The sequence below is a fragment of the Microcoleus sp. CAWBG27 genome (assembly GCF_020883145.1).
Lineage (GTDB): Bacteria > Cyanobacteriota > Cyanobacteriia > Cyanobacteriales > Microcoleaceae > Microcoleus.
In genome coordinates this window covers 50,539-74,486 of record NZ_JAHREU010000003.1, presented here as the reverse complement: position 1 = coordinate 74,486, position 23,948 = coordinate 50,539, and the positions used below count along the sequence as shown (strand labels likewise).

Here is a 23,948-nt window from a genome sequence, read left to right as displayed (position 1 = left end):
TAGAAAATAGAACAGAAAAATTTCAAGGTTGCTGTTGTGATTTTGGGAGCGGTACATTCGTTTTATATATTTTTGGGATGCCGCATTTTTTTGAGATTAATTCACAATTCGGTTGTTATGGACAAACTTATCAAAATTCTGATAGTTGATGACGATGAAGTCGATCGCATGGCGGTCAAACGCTCGCTCAAGTCAGCTCGGGTTTCGGTAGAAATTACTGAAGCCGAAGACTGCGCCGATGCTCTGGCAAAATTATTGGTGAGGAAAAGTTCTAGTATAGCAGCGGCGAAACTCTCGCATCCAGATAAATCTCAAAAGTTAAGCGAGGTTGAGGAAACCGAAAATTCGTTGCTATTAAACCAGATATTTGACTGCAAATTTGACTGCGTATTCCTAGACTACCGCTTGCCAGACGGAGACGGACTGACTTTGGTAAAAAATGTACGGGAATCTGGGCTGAAAGTTCCCTTAATTGTACTTACCGGGCAAGGCGACGAACAAATTGCTGTGGAATTGATGAAGGCGGGAGCTTCTGATTATATCGTTAAAGGCAAAATGTCTGCTGAGAGTTTGTCGCGCAGTTTGCAGAATGCCCTTCGCGTTTACCGCGCCGAATCTCAGGCGTTTCATACCAGTCAACAACTTAAGGAAAGCGAGGAAAGGTACAGGTTAGTTTTAGAGGGAGTGAACGACGGAATTTGGGATTGGGATTTAAGTAAAAATGAGGTTTATTGGAACGATCGCCTTTTGGAAATTATCGGTTTGGCGCGAGATCAATTTGGCAGTACGATGGATGCTCTCTACAGCCGCCTGCACCCCGATGACAAGGACGGCATCGTCCGGGCGATCGCCGCTCACTTAGATCGGGCGATCGACTACAATGTAGAATTCCGGCTGCTGCACTCCTCAGGAGCTTACCGCTACTGCACTTCCCAGGGCAAAGCCCAGCGAAATTCCCAAGGAAAAGCGCTGCGGATGGCCGGCATGATTAGCGATATTACCGATCGCAAACAAGCCGAAGACGCGCTAGAAAGAGAACGGCAGCAACTGAAACAAATTATTACCTGCGTGCCGGTAGCAATGGCGATGTTCGATACCCAAATGCGCTATTTAGCTAACTCTCACCAATGGCTGACTCAATTTAATTTTGAGTGGCAGTCCCTGACAAATCTCAGTCATTACGAATTGTTTCCAGATACGCCTAATCGCTGGAAAATGATGTATCAAGATGTGTTAAAGGGTGAGGTAGTTTCTGTGAGCGAAGATGCTTGGGAACGAGCAGACGGCTCTGTGATGTACCTGCGCTGGGCAGCTCACCCTTGGTACAATCCCGACGGCAAAGTGGGGGGAATGGTAATGGTAGCCGACAAGATTAATGAGTTGGTGGAAGCGCGGGAAACTGCCCTAGAAGCGAGCCGGGTAAAATCGCAGTTTTTGGCGAACATGAGTCACGAAATTCGCACTCCGATGAATGGCGTTTTGGGCATGGCTCAATTGCTGCTGCGCGCTCCTCTGGAACCAAAACAGCGGGAGTCGGCTCAGACTATTTACCGCAGTGCCGAACATTTGCTGAGCGTGATTAATGATATCCTCGATTTTTCTAAGATAGAAGCCGGAGAAATGCGGCTGGAAAAGGCAGATTTTGATTTGGATATCTGCCTGGAATCGGTGATAGAAATGGTGGCACCTTTGGCGGAGGAAAAAAGTCTTGAATTGGATTTTTTAATTGACAGTGCGGTGCCTAAAAAGTTGGTGGGCGACTCGGGCAGGTTGAAGCAAATATTGCTAAATTTGACGGTAAATGCAATCAAATTTACCGATCGCGGTCAAGTCTTAGTTCACGTGACTGTGAAACGGGGCAACCGATTGGCAGACGGCAGGCAAGAAGAAAGTTTGCTATTTTCGGTGCGCGATACTGGCATTGGAATTTCGCCGGAAGGGCAGGCAAAACTGTTCCAATCTTTTTCTCAGGTAGACGCTTCTCCAACTAGGGCTTACGGAGGCACGGGTTTGGGTTTGGCTATTTGCAAGCAGTTAGTCGAAATGATGGGAGGTGCGATTGGGGTTCGCAGTTTTCTCGGCAACGGTTCGACATTTTGGTTTGCTGTACCTTTGGAAAAACAGTTGCAAGTTGAGCCTCAGACTGGCGAACTTGCAGGAAAGAAGCTGTTAGTAGTCTCGGGAAGCGCTTTGAAGAGGGCGGCGGTGCGATCGCTCGCTCAAAGTTGGGGCGCCCGCTGCTACGAAGCAGAAACCGCTGCTGCTGCTTTGACTTGGTTGAAAAATGCCAATAGCAGCATTTCTGGGCATTCAGAGGAAGGCGAAAAAAGCTGCGATGCGGTGCTGGTGGACTTGCAAATGCCGGATTTGGATGCTGAGGAATTTGCCCAGAAAGTGCGATCGACCTCGACATTTGCCTCGTTAATCGCCATGACTGCTTTGCGGGAACAGCCGAAAGCTGAAGCACTTTGCTGTCATGGTTTTAGCGGTTATTTAATCGAGCCGGTGCGGCCTTCCCGCTTGCTTGAAGCTTTGCTGGCATCGGTTAAGGGAACGGGAGACTTTGACAGCTTGGAGGCTGCTAATACTTGCAAATTGCCAGGAGTTAATTCTCGATATGTTACTCCCAATTCACCCTCATCTATGAGAATATTGCTGGCGGAAGACCACCCGATCAATCAAGAAGTTATTGTCGAACAGTTGACAGCTTTAGGCTATCATGCTGACTCCGCCTCCAACGGTCAAGAAGCGCTGGACTTGCTGGCACAGAAAAGCTATGATTTGGTGTTGATGGACTGTCAAATGCCAATCCTTGACGGTTATGAAACGACAAAAAAGTTAAGGGAACGAGAAAAGGGCGATCGGCATACTTTTGTGATTGCTTTAACGGCTCACGCTATGCCGGGAGAACGAGAAAAATGTCTGGCGGCGGGGATGGATGATTATCTCAGCAAACCTGTAGATTTAGATGCTTTGGCCGTGGCGCTGAAAAAATATGAATCCCAAAATGTTGAGTTTAAAAATAAGTATGGAGTTAAAGGTATTAATTTGGTACAAAATCCTCAATTAGAAACAAATTATCCAGAAGTTTTGGAAGCAGCAAAGCCTGTGGCTGTGCCGGCACCAAGGGCGATTAAGAACCCGATAGCTTCGCCGCGCGAACTGCAATCTTGGGAACACGCAGACTGCGACGGACTGTTCGATAAAAGCAGATTGCAGCAACTCGGACAGGTTAATGTCAAATTGCCCGAGCGACTCTTGCAAGCATTTGTGGGAAACGCACAAGCTGATGTGGATGCTGCCAAAATAGCCGCAGAAGCTAAAGATTGGCCAACTGTGGAATATCAAGCTCACCGTCTGAAGGGAACTTCTGCAAATGTGGGAGTTGCTCAGATGTCGGATTTAGCAGCACAATTGGAGCATCAGGCGCGAGGCTTTCAATCTCAACCGCCAGCTTCTGGATTGTCAACTATTGAGAGGGTTGAAAGCATATTAGCGAGTTTGTCCAGTCATTTAGCCAGAGTTCAAGAGTTTGTGGAAACTCGAATGTTTGGTTAAAATTTAAGTTTTTAGATGCGTCGGCATAGTGATTGTAGGGTGCCGTTCGTAGTGTGGACTTTAGTCCGCAGTATGTTGCGGACTAAAGTCCACACTACGAACCTTACTTATTGCAATCGATCGGAGACGATATTATTGTAGGCTCAGTTATTGTAGGGTGCGTCAGGACGGATTTTGTTAACAAAAGACGAAGAATATTCTCCCTGACGCACCCTACTTTTATCTGCGGTTACTTTCAAAAATCGATGAGTTAATCTATGACTTACGATACCGATACAAACCCTGTTTCACATAGCGAACCATTAGAAAATAATGGAGAACTGCTAACGCCTTTGATGGATTTTGCTCGGGAAGTTTTATTACATGAAAACAATGCTATTTCTGGGGAAACTTCTGTAAATGCCGTGCCGTGTCCGCCTGAGGAAATTAATAAATTTTCTGTTGATAGTCTGGTGACCAAAATAGCTCGGTGCTGTCGGGAAAGCAAAATAGGCAAAAAATTACCAACGGCTTTTTACGTTCACGTTTCGGCTTTGTCAGCACTCAATCCTGTCCTGGTAATTTACGAAAATTGTGCCAGACGCCATCTCGAAAATATTGATGAAGCAACTTTAGTTAAGTTTTCCCTCAATCAACCTAAAATATCTTATCTTTTTTACCCCGATTTCGATACGGACGCTCACCCTGCTTTGCAAAATAGCATCCAAATTAATCTAGAAACAGGCGAAGTTAAATATTTCGATTACAGCAACAGCGAAAATCCACCAGTTTTGCACCGCAAAGAAACTTTTGTGACACCCGATTATCCCAATTACGAGAAGTTTGCTCGGCTGACTCGCTGCGAGGAAGGATGGGGACTGCTGGACAATACAAGCGTCATTGGCACTCGCGATGGTTGGCTTAAATATTTGGGATATTGCGGTGTGGAAATCCACGATCATGCTGTTGTCGAGCGTTTGAAACAGGAGAATAGTGAGTTATCAATTCCCAAGATTGAGCGGCACAAAGCTGCGATGGTGCGGAACTCTATTTCTAAACCTGTGCGCCTGGTTTTGGAATCTGATTTGTTTGTTGATGGGATGACTTTTTTTGATTACGGTTGCGGTTACGGTGGGGATGTTAAATGTATTAGCCAAGAGGGTTATGGTGCTGCTGGTTGGGATCCGTACTATCAGCCGGATACTCCGCAAATTTGTGCGGATATTGTGAATATTGGTTATGTAATTAATGTGATTGAATCTTTGGCGGAACGCCGAGAAGCTTTGCTGAATGCTTGGGAATTAACTAAGAATTTATTGGTGGTGGCGGCTCAGGTTTTGATTGACGATCCGGATCGCGGTCAAATTGCTTATGGGGATGGGGTGATTACTTCTCGGAATACTTTTCAGAAGTATTACGAACAGGAAGAATTGAAAATTTATATCGACCAAGTTTTGAATGTTGATGCGATTCCTGTGGCTTTGGGGATTTATTTTGTGTTTCGGGATGCGGCGGAGGGTGAGGGTTTTCGGGCTTCTCGATTTCGATCGCGCTTAGCGACTCCCAGAGTGCGATCGCAAGTCAAGCGCTTTGAGGATTACGAGGAAATGCTGGCTCCTTTGATGGCTTTTGTGAGCGATCGCGGCCGCCTCCCGGTGAAGGGCGAATTAGCCGAAGAAGCGCCAATTAAGGAGGAATTTCACAGTTTTAATCGGGCTTGGAGGGTGATTTTGCAAGCAACGGATGCGGATGATTGGGAGACAATCGCCGACAAGCGCCGCCAGGATTTGCTAGTATATCTCGCTCTTAACGGTTTGGGCGATCGCCCTCCGATGCGGCGGCTTCCGGCTCAAATCCGCAATGACATCAAGGGTTTGTTTGACAGTTATCACAGGGCTTGCACTTTGGCAGATTTAATGCTATACAGCCTGAGCAAACCGGATATTGTGGCGGATTGTTGCGAGGATAGTGCGATCGGCTACAAACAGCACGGTTCCCTTTCAGTCCACGTCTCATTTTTAGAAGAACTCGACCCTTTGCTGCGCCTCTACGAAGGCTGCGCCAACCGCACAATTGGCAGGCTGGACGGCGCTACAATCGTCAAATTTCATGCTTGCAAACCTCAAATTTCCTATTTGTTTTATCCAGATTTTGACACTAATCCGCATCCAGCCCTGCACAAGTCTATGCACATACATTTGGGCGACCTTTCTGTCAGCTATCAAGACTATTCCGATGTATACAACCCGCCACTTTTAGTCAGAAAAGAAGCTTTTGTGACGCCTAGTTATCCGCATTACGAAAAGTTTGCAAAACTCACCCGCCAAGAGGAAAAGTTGGGGATTCTCGATGGTGGTGCGGTTAGGAAATATCGGGAATGGGTACAGTGTTTGGAGGACAATTGCGTTAAGATTAAAGGTCATAAGTTATTTTGGCGATCGGATGCTGACCCGGAAAAATTGAAAATGCTGCAAAAAGCTGCGTCGGAACGTCACTCGCGAAAAATTGAGGTTAATGCAGGAAAGATTGAAGGAACCGCAGAGGGCGCAGAGAGCACAGAGGAGGAGAAAGAAGAAGCAGATGAAAAAGGTTCGTAGTGAGGACTTCAGTCCTTCTTCATCCATTCAAAAAGGACTAAAGTCCTCACTACAAACCAAGAGAGGAAAAAGTTTCGTAGTGAGGACTTCAGTCCTTCTTCATCCATTCAGAAAGGACTAAAGTCCTTACTACAAACCGTGTCCTAAATTGAAAGAATAGTATCCTAATTTTATTAACCAGTATATGCCCATATCCATAACGCCTAACTTGGCATCTCCGATTCCTTTCGATATATATCCTCCCCAACCACTCCTTGAAGATGATGACTCATCTTCCGTCATCTTAATCTTACAGGGAGTTGAAATCGACAAGTTAGAATATACTGCGATCGCAACCGAGTTGACTAAGCATCAATTCTGGGTAATTGTGCCAAACTGCTTCCCAGTTGGCAGAGATTATCTTTGTCCAGATAACAGTTCAGCGGCGAAGGTTTTTGCCGCACTGAAACCTTCGAGTTCTCCCTCACTTAACAATGCTCTCGATAGAGGAGTTATATTGTTAGGACATTCGGCTGGTGGTATGGCTGCTTTCGGTACTGTAGGCGCGAATTCTCCTGAACTATCCAGTCAACTCATGGCGATAGTTACCTACGGATCGAACGCACCATCAAACACTAGCGCGATCGCCCCGTTGCCTCCTATCCTAATGCTATCTGGGGAAAAGGACTCAGTGGTTCCTCAAACACTTTCGCGATCGGCATTTCAGAGGATACCAGCACCAGCAAAAACCTTCATTGAGTTAACGGGTTTAAACCATTACAGCATCAATGATTCTCCACAACCCAGCGGTGCACCGGAAGAGGATAACACAGCGGATTTCTCAAATCAAGACTCTGTGAGGTCGATCGCCTTTTTGTTGAGTTGCTTTGTGCACAGTGTTCAATCCCAACAGGAGAATTGGCTGAGTGCGATCGATCGCGATATCGTGAGTGCGATCGGATACACTGAATCAACGTCGAAGGGTTAAATGCGATCGCCTTTCATTCCAAAAACAATCAACTACGGAGTAGTAAATGAGTCAAAATATTTATCGATTTGATGGTGATGATGCGGATATAAATCTTGCCAGCAAGAAAGAACGGGCTCTCCCGCCCATCCCACTTTCAAGAGTGTAAATTATTTAATTTGCGATCCTAAGTGTGGGTGTGACGATTAATCCATCAGCTAATAGATTGCGATCGGCGCTGACTTGATATTAATTGCTAGCGAGCGGACTAATCACTCCCTACGACTAATGCTTGACCCGCACTCGATCGCGTGCGGGTCTAAATAATAATGCCCGGAATTTTCCACATAACACCACGATTTGTGTGATTAGGCACAAAATTTCGGTCTAATCAGATAAAATAGGGATTTTAGGCAGAAACTTTCGGCTTTTGAACCCATATAGGGTGTTTAGCCAGAAACTTGACAATCAGCCTAAATGGCCTGTAATATTAGATATACCAATCCTAAATGATTTCCTGGCATTATACGCTAGTAAAACGCTTAGACTGCAAAGGTTCTGGCATCCATCAATTTTTCGACTGATTTAGGGCTGCTATAGTTAGGTTTTATCTGTTTTGACGAAGGATTATAACTATGTCGGATCACCAAATTGAGAATGTTGTCCTTGGATTTGCAACTAATCTAAATCCAGAGAGACTAGAGGTATTTGCAAAAACTCTTCGTAGCGTCTATGCTCCTCAAGTATGCGACTTAGTCATCTGCACGAATAATGTTAACAATCAGCTTTGTCAAATTGCCAAAGAGTATTCGGTAACATTTTCATACACTCCAAATAACTATTCGCCTAGTGTAAATAAGTTCTCCAAGCTTCTCAATAGATGCATACTCTACCCAACAAGATGGCTGGCACTGTCAACTCAAAATATACCGTCATTAAGAGTTATATTTTACGAAATGTACGTTCAGCTATTGAAGCTATGGCATCATCCTCATTTTGTCCGGTGGTTCACTTACAGAGACTTCCTAAAAACGAATCCACAGTATAAGAAAGTCTTTATGTCAGATGTAAAAGATGTAGCTTTTCAGTCACCCTTTTTTGATGAGGTAGATTCCTCAGAATTACACTTTTTTAAGCAGGATGTCCAGTATGGAGGTGACGATTACTGGGATACAAAGTGGTATGGCGATAGCTACGGTTCCAAGGCTTTGCAAAAGGTGGTAGGCAAACCAGCGATTTGCATTGGCACAATTATGGGAAGCTTCAAGGGAGTCGATGCTTTCCTTGAAGTTCTATGTGCAGAAATTTTGAAAACTCCCTTTATTGGTATCGAGCAATCAGTCTTTAATCATCTTTTCTATACTGATGGGTTTAATAATATTCCCTTGGAAGTTCATGAAAATGCCATGGGCCCTGTACTAACAATTACTGGCGCATCCTTGAATCGCTTTAAAGTTTGTCCTGATGGAGTATTCACTGTAGATGAAAAATTGGCTTCGGTTATACATATGTATGACCGACATCAAGAAACTTTGGATTACTTCTCTAAACTGTTGGGATACGAAATGAAACAGGAAGGTCTAGCGAAATGATCGAACTTATTTTGTGTAGGAATGTATAATTTTTGTGTTGATGCGCGATCGAGGTATTCTGGAAGCCTTGACAACTGATAAACACTTTGGCCAAGAGGGTTTTACTCGTCTGTTGCGATCGCCAGACTAACACTAATACACGCAGAAACTCTCTTTGGTCGCGAACAACCAGCGGTTGGGTACTTCGCTTTCATCATGGTACACCATTTCAACGATCGCACCACAATGATAAACGCAATTGCCTATCGACCTCCGCAGCTTGGAGACGAACAAGAAATTAGTGCTTGTATGTGGGCTTCTGCGGATCTATGGGAACTCACAGATGGAACACCAGAAAGCGTTGCTGAATGGAAACAAATTTCCGATCTAGAAGAATTAAGAGCAAGAATTTTGAGTAGCGAGAAAACGCTAGTTGCTACATGGAATGAGATAGTTGTTGGTTTTATTGCATTTCGGAGAGGCAATCATCTGTCGTTGTTGTTCGTCCGGAGAGAATTTTCGGGGCAAGGAATCGGTAGAGAACTATTCACAAGATGCAGCAACGAGCTTGATGAAATCACGGTTAACGCATCTGATGTTGCAGTAGGCTTTTACCAGAAAGTAGGGTTTGTCAAAAGTGGCGATCGCTTCTTCACAAAGGGAATATGGGGAACACCAATGAAGTGGGCTAATACCAATTTAATGTGAAGTTGCACATATCTTGATCCCCCTAAATCCCCCTTAAAAAGAGGGACTTTGAGAAAAATCTTTTCCCCCCCTTATTAAGGGGGCTAGGCAGGGCGGTTTTATTGTCGTCAGAAAATTAGGTATGTAGTTGCGCTTCAGCGCTCTTTATAAGATTAGCTAACAGCGCAAAGATCGAAACTACGTACCTTGGCGAGCAATACTTTTCGTAGTTAGAAATTTCCTATCCTGACAATAAAACCACCCTGCTTATTAAGGGGGAGTAGGGGGCAAGCTAAGGGGGGATCGGATTCTATGCAGCCTCATGAAAAATTCGTATAACAAGGAAGTAAACCGAATTAGACGAGACCCGTTGATTACTTTGTTGAGTTAAATTACTAAAATAGCCTTGAGTTCAGATGTTTGACTGAGTAGATAGTCTCTACAATGACTAAACTAAAAATACAGGACTTACACAGGCAAACTATTTATATTGTGCCTGCGTAAGTCCTGTTAAATTAAGCAAACTTAATCTTCAAATAATCATCCTCCATCTTCGCCCCGGAAGGTTGCAGTGCAGCTAAAGCTTGCGGCAATACCATATTGCGGCGGTGATTCCCAATCCGAACATTCAACTCATCACCAGTTTTGCTCAACTGAATCTGATCCTTAGCAATTCCCGGCAAATACAGTTCTAGAACATATTGATTGTTGTCCTGCACAATCTTAATCGTATTTTCTGTGTAATAAACTTTGCTAGGATCTTCGTCTTTGTAAAGCGTTTCTTTCAATCGCTCCAAGGCTGGCAAACCGCACATTTCCTCGGAATAAAGCGGCACTTCTTTCACGGGTAGGGGCCGGAAGTTCTCGTGAATTTCTTGCTTGTACTCCTGCTGGTTTTCTTTCCAGCGCTTGAAAAATGGATCGGTTACTTCTTCGGGAATAATCCGATTTGCTACGATTAAATCTGTGGCAACATTGTACAAACTCAAATAGGCGTGGGCGCGCAAAGACTCTTTAATGACCATTTTTTCGGGATTAGTGATTAACCTTACCGAAGTCACAGTATGATCAGTTAAAATCTTTTCCAGAGCTTCGATTTGTTCGTAAAATTCATAAGGTGCATCCATCACCTCTTTGTTCGGCAAAGAAAAGCCGGCAATTGGTCTAAAAATCGGTTCAACTAAAGGTCTGAGGGCGGCTGATATGCCTTGCAATGGCTTGTAAAATTTTCTCATGTACCAGCCGCCAACTTCTGGCAAACTTAGGAGTCGCAATGCTGTGCCAGTGGGGGCAGAATCGATAATTAAAACATCATATATTCCCTCGTCATAATGCCGTTTCATCCGCACCAAACCGAATATTTCGTCCATTCCTGGCAAAATGGCTAGTTCTTCAGCTTGCACGCCCTCAAGTCCCTGGGCTCTCAAAACTTCACTAATGTAGCGTTTTACTGCCCCCCAGTTGCCTTCTAATTCTCTGAGGGCGTCCAATTCTGCTCCCCACAAGTTGGGTTTTACGAGTCGGGCGTCGTGTCCGAGCTCCATGTCGAAGCTGTCGGCCAAGGAGTGGGCGGGATCTGTGCTCAGCACTAGGGTTTTGTATCCCAATTCGGCGCATCGCAGCCCTGTAGCCGCTGCTACGGAGGTTTTGCCGACGCCGCCTTTTCCGGTCATTAAGATTAAGCGCATTGATTTTTGAGCTCGCCTGCAAGTTCTGTTTACTTTTTTATTGTAACGGAATGTAACTTTATGAGACTGAGGCTACAAAATATCAGTCCGTGGGGTGCTGGTGGGGCGTCGGCTGGGGTGGCTGGGGTGTCGCTTAAAGGCTCGAAATATGATAGAGGGAGATATAAATCTTGTGAAGGGCGATCGCGCGTAACATCAAATGCTGTATTGGTATTATTGGCGATCGTATTTTTCAAAACAAATAGCAGAGTATTAGTAGGGTGCGTCGCCTGCGAAAAATCCCGAAAAAAAGATAGACAATCTGATGGCGACGCACCTTATCCCATTTGTGGGAGTCGTGCCACACAAAATTTATTGATCATATTTAAATAGATGATTGTGTTCCCATCCGATTTGTCAGGTGCGTCGCTTTGTGGAACAGGCTGTTATGGGCGGGCAGGATGCCCACCCCACAATAAAACTGATTCTTTCTTTGTGGAACAGGCATCTTGCCTGTTCTTGAAAATTGAAAATTCTTAAGAGATTCCCAAAGATTGAATGAATAATTTACTATAGGGTGCGGATGGTTGTACCTTCGCCAGCGAACCAAACAACTCTTCTCCCCCGAAGATAACTAATGTCTTCTGTTTAGATCGAGGTTCTTGACTCAGCAGTTGTGAATGAACGGAGAGAATTCTATCTGAATCAAAACGATAGAAATAGTGTAAGTCGCCACAAAGCCCTTCTCCAACATCCTTGAGATTAGGAAAAAGTTCTTTAGACGAACGCGGTTCGTGACCGATTAAAATTAGTGCATCTAATATCTCCATTTTGTTAAGATCGATTAGATACATGAGTCCTTCATCTGTGTTGACTAGAATGCTATCGTCCGATAGGTAGCACATATAGTAGCCAAAACCGTCATCGGCATGAGGCCATTCGCATATTCCAAGTAGATTGCACTCAGGAAAACTGAATCGGCTGATTTTTCGCCCACAATCATGTACGGTCACAAATTCCCTACCAGCAGGATGAAATTCTGGAGGTGCTGCGTCATGGGGACATGGAACCTCCACGGCGTGAATTCTCGTACCATCATCATAAAGCCAGTAAATTTGCTGTAAGCCCTGACCCTCAGCAGCCCAAATAGCTAAAATTTGGTTTTCCGGGTGCGGGTAAAACCCGAAGGAACTCGATCCAAAAGGGTCTTCGAGCAAAAGTTTTCGCTGGATTTGCCATGAATTGGTATCGCGAATTTGAATTTCTACTTCCTTGCCTTCAATTACTTTCATGCACCAAAAACGCAAGCCGTCTGCATCAAACCAGCAGTCCTCAAATCCATTATAGTTAGGAAGTTTAGGTAACTGTTCTTCAAAAACTAGCTGGTTTTCTGCTGTCACAATTGCTAAATGATTGCCATTTGCCATAATTGCTGCTAGCAAATCGCCTTTGGGACTGATGGCTAAGCAGCTAATTTCGTCTGGAAGCTGGTATTCGTATTTTGGTGACAAGTTGCGATCGCACACAGTGACCTTTTGACCGCAAGTTATCGCCATAGCCCACTCGGAATTAATGGTTTGATTTATAGTTAATATCTCGCAGTCAATTTTTCTTTCATTTTTTGGTGAAATCAGCATAAAGATATTGCGAAAATTTTAAGTCGGCATAATGTCATCAAGTTGCAATTGTAAATTGGGAAATTGATAAGAATAAATCCGCTCTCCCAAGCGATATTGTTGCTGCTGGTAAACTCCATCAACCAACTGGCAGACGGTGAAAGTAGGTTGCTTGGGAGAGCCGATAAATTGCAAACCCCCCAAGCCTCGAAAGTCCACAATCCAATATTCTGCAATCTTCAAAAAAGCGTATTCCTCCACTTTTCTTGCATAATCATCTTGCCAATTAGTGCTGACCACTTCGGCAACAAGCTTAATTGTACTATCTTTACAAATCACTGGTTCTTTTTGCCAAAGGGGTTCACTACCAAGTTCTGCTTTATCTAAAACAACTACATCAGGACGCAGTGCTGTGGCCTCAGCGTATAGGGGTTTTATTAAACAAGTTTTTGGAACCAACCAATTGAATTGTTCGCGAAAAATTTCTACGTAAATTCTACCAGCAATACTACCTGCAACCGCTTCGTGAGGACCAGTAGGTTCCATGTCTCTGAGTTCTCCATCAATGAGTTCATATCGTGTATTATCCCCATATAGGGCAATAAACTCCTCAAAGCTAAGTAGTTTGGATGGGGTGTATGTCATAGGTTCTTTCTTAATGAGATGTCTATTATACTCGCTCGATTGCATGACCGTCTATGAGGCAGGGATTTAAACCCCTGCCGGATTGTGACAAAGCGCGTGGAACTCTAACACTTTTAATTCGCATTCTTTCTTCCAGTTTTCTGCACGGGAACAGCCACCACCTGCGGCTTCTTCTTCGCCCCAAATATCCCGAAGAAATCGTGCAGCAAAATATAGAAACACGGAATAATAAACAGCGTCAGCAAAGTAGCCAGCGACAAACCCGAAAACACCACAACTCCCAAAGGTTGCAGAAACTCCGAACCTTCTCCTATTCCCAAAGCGAGGGGAAACAAACCCAAAACTGTGGTGATAGTTGTCATCAAAATCGGACGCAAACGTTGAGGTGCCGCCCTGACAATTGCTGTCGCCCGATCGACCTTTTCGTCTTCGCGAATTTGGTTGGCCAATTCTACCATAATAATGCCGTTATTCACGATAATTCCGACGAGCAAAATTGCCCCGATCATCACCGTGGCGCCGATCGCAGTTTTGGTCACGTACAGCCCGAAAATCCCCCCAGCCAACGCCAGCGGCACTGTCAGCAAAATCACCAGCGGATCGACTAGGGAATTGTACTGCACCGCCATCGCTACAAACACTAAAAATGTCGCCAATCCGCCCAAAAGTTTGAGCGAACTTTGCAATTGCTGGTTGGTTTCCGCTGCGGAACTTGGCACAATTCTGACTCCTGGCGGTAACTTTAATTGGGCTAAAACTGCATCGACTTGCTTGACAGCATCGCCCAAACTTGCACCGCGATTTAAGTTTCCGACAATTAAGAAAACTTGCCGTTGGTTGAGACGCTGAATTTCTCCCGGCGCTTTGCCGATCGCAATTTTTGCGACATCGCTCAAACGGACGATGGTATTATTGCCAGATAAGGGAATTTGTCCGAGTTGGGCGGTGGATTTGACAGAAGTGCGATCGAACTGCACGCGCACGTCTACCAAACGGTTTCCCCGCTGCACCTGAGTTGGAATAGAACCTTCAATTGCTGTTTGAACTGTCTCCCCAATGTCTCGGGCGCTGAGCCCGTACAAAGAAGCCCTTTCCCAGTCTGGACGAATTTGCACTTCCGACTGCGGCGCGTCTCCATCCGGCCGAAACCGCGCTAATTTTACCTTTTCATCCAATGCTGTCAATATCTGACGGCCTGCTTCTTGTAATGCTTTTTCAGTTGGGCCCTGAAGTATGACATCAATTTCGCCGCCCCTGACTGGAGAATTCGTTAGCACTAAACCCCTGATTCCTTCTGGGACTAGGCGCAAGCGAGTTCCCTTGGGAACGTCAATTTTCCGTAATTCCCCGGTCATTCTTTCGGTAAAGGCGATCGTATTTGTGCCTTTTTTTAGGGTAATCGTGCTGCTTCCCCGGAGCAAATTCTCGATGGTATTATTGCCGAACAGCAGCCCTCCGGCTGTCGTTAAAGTATACTCGGTTTCTGGCTGTGCGAGCAGCAGTTTATCGGCGGCTGCAACTACTTTTTGATTGGTTTCCAAGTTAGTCCCGGGAGGAAACAAAGCAAACAATCGCGCTTGACTTGTGTTGATTCTTGGCAATATTTCCTGGGGAATTTGACTTGCCATCACCCAAGTTCCGCAGCCTAAAATTATAAAAGCCAGTGGAATGATAATTAAGCGCAAACCCAGCACTTTTGACAGCACCGCACCGTAGGCCCGCGTACCGTTTTCAAAGCCGCGGTTGAAATGTTTGATCGGCCCGAACTGACTGACGCCGCTGGAATAAGACATTCCCATCAAGCGGGAAGTCAGCATCGGTACTACAGTTACAGCTACTAGCAGAGACGCTGCTACTGCAAAGCAAATTGTCAAAATTAATTCGCTAAATAGCAGGGAAAAGAATCCGCCAATCAGCAAAAATGGCAGCACCGATACTAAGTTTGCCGCCGTGGAAGCAACCATTGCTGATTCTACTTCTTGACTTCGCATTACCGACTCTTCTATTGTGAGTTCTTTGCGATTTTTGATTTTGCCTTTTTTGAGATCGGGGTTGCTGTTTAAACCGACTACAATATTTTCTAAAATAACTACGCTAGTGTCAATCGCCTGACCGATTCCCAAGGCTAAACCGCCCAAACTAAACAAGTTCAGCGACAAGCCGAACAGCCGCATTAAAATAATCGCAGCTAAAGTACACAGGGGAATAGTCAGAGAGATAATCAGCGTTTGTCTGAGGGAACCTAAAAAGAACAAAACTGCGATCGCAGCCAAGACTGCCCCGGAAATTCCGGCATTCGCGACATCGGCTAGGGAATTGCGGATGAATCGGGATTCGTCTAAGGTTGTAACTACTTTCATGTCGGCTGAAATCAAGCCGGATGCCTGCATTTGTTTGAGGCGATTTTTGACGCCGTCCACCACAGTAATTGTGTTGGCGTCCGGCTGTTTCAAAATGCTGATTTTAACGGCGGGTTTTTGATTGAGAAAAACTTTAACTCGCTGTTCTTCCGTACCGTCTTTGACTGCGGCAAAATCCCGCAGGTAAACTCGTTTTGGCGGGTTGGAACCGGATATTTGAAATGAGATGTTGTTGATTTCGGCGGCTGTTTTAAATCGCCCGATGGTGCGAGTCAGGGGTTCGTTGGATTCTTGGCGCAGTCTGCCGCCGGAAGTATCTAAATTGCGATCGCGCAAAGCACTAAAAACATCGTTAAGATTAACTCCTAAACTTTGCAGCCGGTTCAGGTCAATATTAACTTGAATTTCTTCTTGAACCCCGCCGGAAACGTCAACGGAAGCTACTCCGGGAATTACGTTAATTTCCCTGGCTAATTCGTCATCGGCGAATACTCGTAAATCTACGCCTTGGCGCGAGTCTGAAGTCAGTGCAAATTCGTAAACCGGCTGTTGGGAAGGGTCGAATTTAAATAGAGTGGGGGATGCAACGGTATCGGGAAGTCGGTTGCGAATGCGGTTGACAGAGGCTGTGGCGTCGTTGAGGGCTTGGTCAATATCGCCGCCGGTTTTGAAGAATAAATCGACGCTGACTTGTCCTTCGCGGGTGCGGGAAAAGACTTGCGTGACTCCTTCTGTGGCTGAAAGTCCTTGTTCGAGGGGGCGGGTAATTTCGTCAACTGCGACTTCTGGCGAGACTCCCGGCGCGTCTAGGCGCACGCTGATGCGGGGATAGGTGATGGAGGGTAGCAAGTCAACGGGGAGTTGGGTGATGTAGAAAATGCCCACTACGACGATCGCCAATGTCAGCATTATAGTGCCGATGTGGCGGCGAATCGCGATCGCGCTAATACTAAATCCGGTTTTGTCGGCGCTCATTCGATTTTAGATTTTGGATTGAAGAGTTTACCCAGTCAGTCACATTAATTTTAGTAGGGTGCGTCAGTCTTAAATTTAGGTCGAGGAGAAATAAATTTTACGGACGCACCTTACGAGTAGTATAATAAATCTTAATAAAATCTCAAAAAAGTGTTTTTTTATATTCCTTTAGACATAGCCGATCGCCCGCAATGAAAATTTGCTAAACTTGCGATCGACTGTGGAATTTCTGTAAGGTATTACTATCTGTTTCCTGTTCCCTGTTCCCTGTTCCGGGAGCCTCTCAGTTTTGCATTTATAGTAGTGCGAGCGTCCCCGCTCGCGTGCTTTATAAAGCACGCGAGCGGGGACGCTCGCACTGAAAGAAAAAATGCTTTTTGCAAAAATGAGATGCTCCCCCTGTTCCCTGTTCCCTCTTCCTTGATTTACTGTACTTGACTGCCGTGGGCGCGCGGGTCTGAACTGCTTGTTTTCACAGGGCCTGTGGCGGGAGTAAAATCAGAAACTTGACCGGAAGATTGCGAGTGCGGTATTGGTTTTCCGGCAATTAAAGCCTCTAAATTTTCTTCTATAATACTGCGTGGGGTTTCGCCGATGGTTTCAGCAACGCTGCTGCCTTTATTATTCAAATAGACAAAGTGGGGAATGCCATCTACTCGATATTTGGTGATTTCTGGTAGCCATTTGTCGTTGTCTACATTTAGCATGACAAAATTCATTGGTTCGGCATATTTCTGTTTGATGGCGCTTAAGTCCTTAGCCATTGCTTGACAGCTACCGCACCAATCAGCATAAAATTCCATGAGTGTTGGCTTGCCGTTTGTTAAGGCTGTTGCTATCGGTGCCGAGGCTTTTGCCATTTCGGTGAGACTGCTTGCTGGCGTTTGAGTTCGCACTCCTAAGAAGAGGGATACTGAAAGGGCGATCGCTGCTAATACGATCAATAAGTTTCTGACGCGCGCGGCGGCGTTTATTTCGGAATCTGCGGGTGCAGGAGTTGAGTTGGGCGAATTAAGACTCATAAAATAAATTGGGATCTTATTTCTATGTTTTTATTTTTAATAAGCACTTTAAATTATACCACATTTTGAGATAATCAGACCAATCTCATCAAAAATTTGGCTGAGGCCAGTAATTAGAGCAAGTGCGCTAAAACAATAAGATAAGAAAGATTGTGTTTGTAAATTACCGAGGTAACAGTGAAAAAACGGGTAACGCTGACGTTTCCACAACGATCGATCCAAATGCCTGTCACCTATCGACTGGCCAAGGATTTTAATGTTGCAGCCAACATTATCCGCGCTCAGGTGGCTCCGAATCAAGTGGGCAAACTGGTGCTAGAGTTATCAGGGGACATTGACCAACTAGAAGCGGCGATCGACTGGATGCGATCGCAAAGTATCGGCGTTTCCCTAGCCAGCAGGGAAATACTCATCGATGAAGATACCTGCGTTCACTGCGGCTTGTGCACGGGGGTTTGCCCGACAGAAGCCTTGACCCTTGACCCAGAAAGCTTTAAACTAACGTTTGCTCGATCGCGCTGTATCGTCTGCGAGCAGTGCATCCCTACTTGTCCGGTGCAAGCTATTTCTACTAACCTCTAAGCCCGCACACAAATTTATCGGGGTCAGCCGATTTTAGATTAAAGAAATGAAGAATTTTAGATTAACTCGCAGCGCCCTGAATCTGAGAGCTTAAGCAAGAGTCTAAAATTTTGGAATCGACCATCATGAGTGTCGGCAAGCAAGTAACCGTTTTTGGGCGGGGTCATCTTTATGTTGCTTGGTTCCCCTAATTTGTATATCGGATGAAAAGAAACTCTTGGTTTTCCTTAACTCTACTTTTTGTTACTTATTTCATTTTTGGCTGGAAATTATCTGAATTTGATATTCCCCCGCACCTGACTTGGTTTTTTGCCGTAGCTGCTGTTTTAGTATTAGCCATTGCCTTGTCATTCCCGCTGAAGGAGACAAAAAAATGGCTCATGCGCTGGATTTCGAGTGATGCTGGGGCTTTTATTTCGATTATTGTAGGAGCTTGTTTGGCAGTTATAGTTGTTACCTGGTTGCACCTTTTTGTGACGGTTTTAGTTTTGACTTCAGCCGGAGCTTTGGCAAGACTCGATATTCAAATGTTTGGGCACCAAAGATGGCGGACTTTTGCGATATTAGCTACTATTTCTTTAACTGGTTTGGGGGTGGGCGGAGCGATCGAGTTTTTGTCAAGAACAGGCAGGCTAGTATTACCGTAATGTGGAACGGGAAATTCATAAAGCCAAATTCTACAACTGGCAATGGGTATTTAGCGCAAAATTATGCGATCGCTCATAAAAATAATACGGAATGCGGGAAACTCAGCGTCTTTAGACCTGAGAGGGAAGCGACTCGTGGGACTTCAGTCCCCGTGTTCTTTCCTTCTTTCTTTCTTTCTTTATTTATTTATTTATTTCTTTATTTATTGTTTAATTGGCCGAATAGTATGGGTTTATATTTGACGTATCCATGCTCGATCGTTTAAACTGGAAAAATCAACCAATATCCAGGAAGACAGAGGTGACTAAAACCAAAAAAATAATGGGAGTTCAGCAAGTATTACTATCTCCAAACAAAGATGTTAAAGCCTTGTTAGAGTATCTCTGTCAGCAATCTGGAAAGCTTTACAATAGTGGCGTTTACTTGGCTCGTCAGACTTTTTTCAAAACAGGAAAACTGTTGACTGGAAAGTTCGACTTATCTGTTGAATCGTCAGTTTCAAGGTCAATGGTTGCTAAGTCATTGCCGTCAACGCCAATGCAGCAAACATTGATGTCAGTCGCAGAAGCATTCAAATCTTTTAAAGAATTAAGAGACTTGTACATCAAAGGTCAATTGCATTTTAAGCCCAAGCCACCGGGATACCTAAAAGGGTCTAAGTTGTTCAAAGTGGCTTATCCAAATTCTGGAGGTTTAAGACCTAAACTTGTTGGGAATCAGTTAAGATTTTCCTTGGGTTTAACAGTGAGGCGATGGTTTGGAGTTTCTGAATTCTTTCTACCTATGCCATCGAATCTTGATTTTTTCAAAGTGAAAGAGTTTACAATTCTCCCTAAAAATGGCGTTTTTTATCTGGAAATGTCCTACGAAGTTGAAAAACAACAACATAATCTGGACATTAATCAAGCGTTATCAATTGACTTGGGAACTGCTGATAATCTAGCAGCTTGTGTCGATACATTAGGAAATTCCTTCTTAATTGATTCTCGTGCGATGAAAGCGATGAATCAATTGTGGAACAAGAAAGTAGCAACTAGAAAAGAAGGAAAGCCAGAAGGTTATTGGGATAATTGGCTAGACCGTGTAACCCGCAAGCGCAATCACCAAATGCGTGATGGTATAAATAAGGCTGCAAAGTTGATTACCAACCATTGCCTTAAATCCGGAATTGGCACGCTGATAGTTGGGTGGAATGAAGGTTTCAAGTCTAACAGTAATCTCGGTAAAGTGAACAATCAAAAGTTTGTTCAAATGCCTTTAGGTAAGCTAAAAAATAGGTTAAAAGAACTGTGCGATTTGCACGGCATCAGGTTTGTTGAAACCGAAGAAGCATATACATCGAAAGCTAGTTTTTTAGATGGTGACTCCCTACCCAAATATGGTGAAAAACCATCTGGGTGGAAAGCATCTGGAAAACGGATTAAACGTGGCTTGTATCAGTCAGCTAATGCTTCGATGGTGAATGCAGACTTAAATGGTGCTGCCAATATTCTGAGAAAAGTAGCCAGTAAGTTAAGTGTAAACCTTGACCAACTGGGTAGACGGGTTTTGACGACCGTAGCGAGAGTTAGACTTTGGGTATTGCCCAAACCTATTCTGTCCGCAGAATCTCAGTGTCTTTAGACCTGAGAGTGTCAACAATAAATGGAGATGGTTTTTTTAATACCTCACCGCCCCCCGACTAAGGCCTTCGTGCCGTAATTCTAGCAGTTGTCCACTCTCATAAGGTTGAGATTCCCAATTACCGATTACAAATTCACAATACCCAATTAGCAATTGCCAATTGCCAATTGTCAATTAGGGAGGAACCTGGAGTGCAACGGAAAACCACTATGGCAATATCGATCTGTAGCGACTGTTGTTCAAAATTTTATTCCCAAGATCCGTAAATCCGGCAACCAAAAACTAAATCCCAATAAAAAAGCAGCTTTAGGGAGCTGCTCGTCAGAATGCATGAGGTATTGTTTTTAGAATAGGACAGGTTGAATTCGATCGATCTTGGGTTACATTTTTTGATACGAGAGCATTGATGAGTCAATGGACGATCGCAAAATCGTCACACAGGAGGATAGCATCGATGCTAATTTTTCCGACAATGAGGTTAGCGTTTAACTGTCCTTGCGCCCTACAGCCCTTCAGCGGTGGGGCCATTTTATTTTTTGGCACAACAGAAGGAAGAGTTGACAGTTGATAGAAGGAAGAAGGAAGAAGGAAGAAGGAAGAGGGAAGAAGGAAGAAGGAAGAAGGAAGAAGGAAGAGGAAAGAAGGAAGAAGGAAGAAGGAAGAGGGAAGAAGGAAGAGGAAGAAGGCCCTTCGACTTCGCGATCGGGTAAATAGAGAGAAGAAGCAGCAATACAAGCAAGGGTTTCAGCAATCCCAGAAGGTTTTAATCGTCGAGGGCGGTTGCTGTAGCCTTTCTCAAAAAGATGAGGTATGGCTGACAGCTTACGTAACCATCCAGAGTAAGAGGGCTAAAGCCCAACAACATACCTTATTTTTTTGAGAACCTTTATATATGAAACTTACGCACCACATCTGCTTAAACCCGGTTGATTTGCAAACATTCAGCGGTTAAAGCGACACACTCAGGCATAAATCAGTATTTTTACGTAACTTTTAAGTCTTTATAAATAGGTAATTTTGCCAAGACCCAATTGATGAGTGTATCAATTGACATCATGCCCAGTTTCTGATAAAAACCGAGCCAGATGGTTAGGACGTTTTAGTTGTCGAAACCGTTGCTTTCTTCTTCCTTCTTCCTTCTTCCTTCCTCTAGAACTTTTTTGATTTCCTCGATCGCCCGACGCGCTACTTCTTCGGGCCTTTCGCCTCCGGAAATGCCAACTCGGACATCTGCTTGAGCGTAGAAACGCTCTCTTTCGCTCAAAAGGCCTTGCAACTTAGATTTGAGGTCTCCCTCCCGCAGTAGGGGCCGAGTGCTGTCCGATCGCAGTCGATCGCACAATTGGTCTACAGGCACATCCAGCCAAACCACGATACCGTAATGCAAGTAACCCCAATTTTTCGATCGGGCAACAATACCGCCGCCCGTAGCCACGATCGAATTTTGATAAGCAGCCAATTCGCCGAGCACTTTCGTTTCTAATTCCCGAAAAGCCTCTTCCCCTTCGCGATCGAAAATCTCAGCAATTGACTGATTAGCAACTCGCACAATTAGTTCATCAGTATCAAAAAAACGGTATTTTAATTCCCTTGCCAAAATCCGCCCCACCGTGGTTTTACCCACACCCATCATCCCGACGAGATAGATATTAACTCCCCTCAACAAATCCACCGCCAAATCCTCCAATATTTTGCTATTTTTTCAGGTTAATCGGGCCGTCGCTGGGACGTGAGTCGTCCTCATCAAAGACATCATCCTCATTCAATCCCCAATCATCCTCTGTGTCTGCACTAGGATTTTGGGGGACTTGGGCGCCACCCGGTGAAGGTATGGGATCTTGCGGGGGAACCAACACTCGATACTCTGCATCGTAGACAGACTCTGTTTGTCCCACCCCCGACTTGCTGGGATCTCGATAGCCATAGGAGTATACTGAGCCAGCCCAAGACTTGCTTTTCGGTTCCTGCGTCGATTCGTAAGCCCTCGGATTTGCTGCTGGAACGTCATTTACCTGCGGTCGATCGGCAAAATCTCGATCGTCCCCCCAATCATCATCGCTGCCGCCAGAGACCGATTTTGAGCTATTTGAAACCCAATCATCTTCATCATCTGCGGCTTGAATAATTGTCGGTCGATCGTAATTCTTAGCAACAGGAGGGTTTGGAGTTTCTTGTTGGAAAGTCTGCGGAGTGTAGCCTGCCGGTGTCCCGTACTCAGTTCGATCGGAAGTTTGGCTATTTACCGTCTCAAAATCGGGGTCAATCTCCTGTTTTCTGGGAGGGGGAGGTGGCGCGTAAGCTGTTCTCCTGTCTGGTGAGACAGCCTCACGGCTGCGAATGTCGCGGCCGCTGCGCCCTCGTGTTTGAGATAGGTAATTTGAAAACGAGAGCAAAGCAGAAATCAATAAAGACGTGACAACTCCCGTCCCCATGCTGAGCAAAATCCAGATAGATAAGGGTAAAGCGGGCGATCGAATTCCCAAAAATACCAGCGATAATGCCGGCTCCACATTTTGTAAGGCAAAAATAGTTAGCCCTACCACAATCACTAGCAATAATACAGGGCGCATATCAATAATATTTGTTCTTGGTTATTTGTTCTTGGTTATTTGTTCTTGGTTATTTGTTCTTGGTTATTTGTTCTTGGTGATTGGAAATTGGAACCAACAAATAACAACTAACAAATAACAAATAACAAATAACAACTAACTCCCTTCTTCTTCCTTCCAGCGTTTGAGAGGAACGCAATCAATCCCCAACTGATCCAAAGCACGAGCCACCACAAAGTCTACTAAATCTTCAATTGTTTGGGGATTGTGATACCAAGCGGGAATCGCTGGCACAATTCTAGCTCCCGCTTCTGCTAAGGTCGTCAAATTCCGCAGGTGAATCAAACTAAAAGGGGTTTCTCTAGGTACAAGTACCAATTTACGCCCTTCCTTGAGCTGAACGTCGGCCGCTCTTTCGAGTAAATCCGAGCTCAAGCCAGCCGCCAATTTGCCTAGTGTACTCATGCTACAGGGAATAATCATCATCCCTTGGGTGCGAAACGATCCGCTAGCAATATTAGCACCAACATCTTGCCAGGGATGACACCGGAGTTTGCCAGAATTGGGTACTCCTGCTTGTTCTCGCCAGAATTCTTCTTGCAGAGTCGGTTCTGCGGGCATACGGATGTTCTGTTCGCTTTGCCAAACTATGTAGGTAGATTTTGATGCTACCAGTTCGACGGCTCGATCGGCTTCCAAGAGATATTTTAATGTTCGCACGGCGTAAATCAGTCCCGATGCTCCAGTCACTCCTACAATCAGCGGGTAGTTATTTGTCATTAGTTAGTTGTTATTTGTTATTTGTTATTTGTTAGTTATTATTTGACTGTTGACTGTTGACTGTTGACTGTTGGCTGTTGACTGTTGGCTGTTGACTGTTGTTGATTATTTTTGGATGATTTATGAGTATAGTTTGCTCCCAA

18 protein-coding genes are annotated in these 23,948 nt (G+C 44.8%); 10 read left to right on the top strand and 8 right to left on the bottom strand.

Translation table 11 applies throughout. The annotated features are described in order from the left end of the window. Nucleotides 1-117: 117 nt before the first annotated feature. The 5 genes from QZ938_RS02715 to QZ938_RS02695 all read left to right on the top strand — a co-directional run bounded on the left by QZ938_RS02715 (nucleotide 118) and on the right by QZ938_RS02695 (nucleotide 9,359). Nucleotides 118-3,558 (top strand): response regulator, encoded by a 3,441-nt coding sequence (locus tag QZ938_RS02715; RefSeq protein WP_293347745.1) that lies wholly within the window; start codon nucleotides 118-120, stop codon nucleotides 3,556-3,558. A gap of 257 nt (nucleotides 3,559-3,815) precedes the next feature. Further along, nucleotides 3,816-6,134 (top strand): DNA phosphorothioation-associated putative methyltransferase, encoded by a 2,319-nt coding sequence (locus QZ938_RS02710; protein ID WP_293347743.1) that lies wholly within the window; start codon nucleotides 3,816-3,818, stop codon nucleotides 6,132-6,134. 184 nt (nucleotides 6,135-6,318) lie between these two features. After that, on the top strand, nucleotides 6,319-7,101 hold the full coding sequence (locus QZ938_RS02705; protein WP_293347741.1) for an alpha/beta hydrolase: 783 nt from the start codon (nucleotides 6,319-6,321) through the stop codon (nucleotides 7,099-7,101). Between the two features lie 1,037 nt (nucleotides 7,102-8,138). Then, entirely contained in the window at nucleotides 8,139-8,672 is a 534-nt protein-coding gene (locus QZ938_RS02700; protein ID WP_293347739.1) for a hypothetical protein, read from the top strand. A 225-nt stretch (nucleotides 8,673-8,897) separates the two neighbouring features. Beyond that, on the top strand, nucleotides 8,898-9,359 hold the full coding sequence (locus QZ938_RS02695) for a GNAT family N-acetyltransferase (RefSeq protein WP_293347736.1): 462 nt from the start codon (nucleotides 8,898-8,900) through the stop codon (nucleotides 9,357-9,359). A 494-nt stretch (nucleotides 9,360-9,853) separates the two neighbouring features. Here the strand turns inward: QZ938_RS02695 and QZ938_RS02690 are convergent, their stop codons facing one another. Beyond that, a complete protein-coding gene (locus tag QZ938_RS02690; RefSeq protein ID WP_293347733.1) occupies nucleotides 9,854-11,026 on the bottom strand; it encodes a TRC40/GET3/ArsA family transport-energizing ATPase in 1,173 nt (390 codons plus the stop codon). Nucleotides 11,027-11,086: 60 nt separating this feature from the next. On the opposite strand from QZ938_RS02690, the gene QZ938_RS02685 reads away from it, so the two are divergent. Beyond that, a complete protein-coding gene (locus QZ938_RS02685; protein ID WP_293347730.1) occupies nucleotides 11,087-11,398 on the top strand; it encodes a hypothetical protein in 312 nt (103 codons plus the stop codon). Nucleotides 11,399-11,541: 143 nt separating this feature from the next. Here the strand turns inward: QZ938_RS02685 and QZ938_RS02680 are convergent, their stop codons facing one another. From QZ938_RS02680 to QZ938_RS02665, 4 genes are all read right to left on the bottom strand, one after another. Further along, entirely contained in the window at nucleotides 11,542-12,642 is a 1,101-nt protein-coding gene (locus tag QZ938_RS02680) for a hypothetical protein (RefSeq protein WP_293347727.1), read from the bottom strand. 18 nt (nucleotides 12,643-12,660) lie between these two features. Beyond that, entirely contained in the window at nucleotides 12,661-13,266 is a 606-nt protein-coding gene (locus QZ938_RS02675) for a Uma2 family endonuclease (protein ID WP_293347724.1), read from the bottom strand. A gap of 113 nt (nucleotides 13,267-13,379) precedes the next feature. Continuing rightward, the gene (locus QZ938_RS02670) at nucleotides 13,380-16,601 is read right to left on the bottom strand and encodes an efflux RND transporter permease subunit (protein ID WP_293347721.1); all 3,222 of its coding nucleotides are present in this window, start codon (nucleotides 16,599-16,601) and stop codon (nucleotides 13,380-13,382) included. 425 nt (nucleotides 16,602-17,026) lie between these two features. Beyond that, nucleotides 17,027-17,623, bottom strand: a complete 597-nt coding sequence (locus QZ938_RS02665; protein ID WP_293347718.1) for a thioredoxin family protein — start codon at nucleotides 17,621-17,623, stop codon at nucleotides 17,027-17,029. A 177-nt stretch (nucleotides 17,624-17,800) separates the two neighbouring features. On the opposite strand from QZ938_RS02665, the gene QZ938_RS02660 reads away from it, so the two are divergent. From QZ938_RS02660 to QZ938_RS02645, 4 genes are all read left to right on the top strand, one after another. Further along, nucleotides 17,801-18,205, top strand: a complete 405-nt coding sequence (locus QZ938_RS02660) for an NIL domain-containing protein (protein ID WP_293335166.1) — start codon at nucleotides 17,801-17,803, stop codon at nucleotides 18,203-18,205. A gap of 203 nt (nucleotides 18,206-18,408) precedes the next feature. Further along, a complete protein-coding gene (locus tag QZ938_RS02655; protein WP_293149701.1) occupies nucleotides 18,409-18,852 on the top strand; it encodes a hypothetical protein in 444 nt (147 codons plus the stop codon). A gap of 301 nt (nucleotides 18,853-19,153) precedes the next feature. Further along, nucleotides 19,154-20,476 carry a transposase gene (locus QZ938_RS02650; protein ID WP_293149699.1) on the top strand — a complete coding sequence of 441 codons (1,323 nt, stop codon included), beginning with the start codon at nucleotides 19,154-19,156 and terminating at the stop codon, nucleotides 20,474-20,476. Nucleotides 20,477-21,012: 536 nt separating this feature from the next. Next, nucleotides 21,013-21,186, top strand: coding sequence for a hypothetical protein (locus QZ938_RS02645; protein ID WP_293347715.1), 174 nt, complete (start codon nucleotides 21,013-21,015; stop codon nucleotides 21,184-21,186). 389 nt (nucleotides 21,187-21,575) lie between these two features. Here QZ938_RS02645 and QZ938_RS02640 read toward each other — a convergent pair whose 3' ends face one another. The 3 genes from QZ938_RS02640 to QZ938_RS02630 form a co-directional block, all read right to left on the bottom strand. Beyond that, a complete protein-coding gene (locus tag QZ938_RS02640; RefSeq protein ID WP_293149695.1) occupies nucleotides 21,576-22,148 on the bottom strand; it encodes a shikimate kinase in 573 nt (190 codons plus the stop codon). Nucleotides 22,149-22,170: 22 nt separating this feature from the next. Continuing rightward, nucleotides 22,171-23,046: a LapA family protein gene (locus QZ938_RS02635; RefSeq protein WP_293347712.1), complete on the bottom strand. Its 876-nt coding sequence runs from the start codon at nucleotides 23,044-23,046 to the stop codon at nucleotides 22,171-22,173. Nucleotides 23,047-23,181: 135 nt separating this feature from the next. Further along, complete coding sequence (locus QZ938_RS02630; protein WP_293347709.1) at nucleotides 23,182-23,805, bottom strand: flavin prenyltransferase UbiX; 624 nt, start codon at nucleotides 23,803-23,805, stop codon at nucleotides 23,182-23,184. Nucleotides 23,806-23,948: the final 143 nt, after the last annotated feature.